Origin of the sequence: Sphingobium sp. CCH11-B1, from assembly GCF_001556865.1 — a bacterium.
GTDB lineage: Bacteria > Pseudomonadota > Alphaproteobacteria > Sphingomonadales > Sphingomonadaceae > Sphingobium.
In genome coordinates, this window is sequence record NZ_LSJY01000072.1 from 1 (window position 1) to 1078 (window position 1078).

At 62.7% G+C, this 1078-nt stretch carries 1 protein-coding gene and 1 pseudogene; both read left to right on the forward strand.

The window, feature by feature from the left end; all coding sequences use genetic code 11:
* A partial coding sequence (locus AX724_RS07785; protein ID WP_156448022.1) for a tyrosine-type recombinase/integrase occupies positions 1 to 635 on the forward strand: 635 nt, incomplete at its 5' end.
* A pseudogene (locus AX724_RS07790) lies at positions 629 to 1078 on the forward strand (tyrosine-type recombinase/integrase); the annotation flags it as partial. The gene AX724_RS07785 and the pseudogene AX724_RS07790, both read left to right, overlap by 7 nt.

Genomic DNA, 1078 nt, shown 5'->3' on the forward strand with positions numbered 1-1078 from the left:
TTTGCCGTCCAGCTTTGTTGCACGCGATCCCATCAGTGCAACGCTACCGTCTTTCGACGCTGCCCCGGCACGTCAACCCGGCAACGATCGAGCAGATCATCGGCGCATGTCCGACTGATCGCCCGGTGGAAGTTCGGGACAAGGCCATCATTCTCCTGCTCGCCCGGCTTGGCCTGCGTGCCGGTGATATTCGGGATATGCACCTCGACGATATCGACTGGCGCTCGGGCCACCTGACGGTCAAGGGCAAGACGCGTCGGCCCGATCGCCTGCCATTGCCTCAAGACGTCGGTGACGCGATCCTGGACTACATTGCCAAGGCACGCCCCAAGACCGCCGATCCGCATCTGTTCGTGCGCGCGCAAGCCCCATTCCGTTCTTTCCGCTCATCGGCGGAGATCGCTGGCATCGTTGCACGCACGCATGAGCGCGGCGGGATCGAAGGCGTGCCGACCGGATCGCACATTTTCCGGCATTCGCTTGCCACCAACTTGCTGCGCGCGGGCGCAGGACTGGAGTCCGTTGGAACGATCCTGCGCCACAGCTCGCCCGAGACCACCGCCATCTACGCCAAGGTCGACCTGCCGATGCTCATGAAGATCGCGCAGCCATGGCCGGGAGAACCGTCATGCTGAACATGCACATTGCCAGATACGTCTCGCTGTATCGCAGTTTGGGGCGGAAGTTCTCGGAACAGGAACGACTGCTGCGCCAATACGCGGCTTTCGCCGGACGCTTCGGTGACCGGCACACCCGAGTGCAGCGCATCTACGACTGGTGCCACACGGCAAGCTCGCAGAACGTGGCTCGCCATAGGTACGACGCTGCTCGTAACTTCAGCCTTTTCGCTAACGCCGAGGATCCAGACCACGAAGTCCCGCCTGTCGGCGTTTTCGGACGCGGCAAGCGGCCACGCCCGACTCCGATCATCATCGAACCGGACCAGGTGCGGGCGATCATGGCGGCGGCATTGGACGTTTCGCCCCAAGGCACGATCAGCCCGTACACCTACCATTACCTGTTCGGTCTGCTGGCGACGACAGGACTTCGGATTTCCGAGGCTCTCGCGCTACAGTGC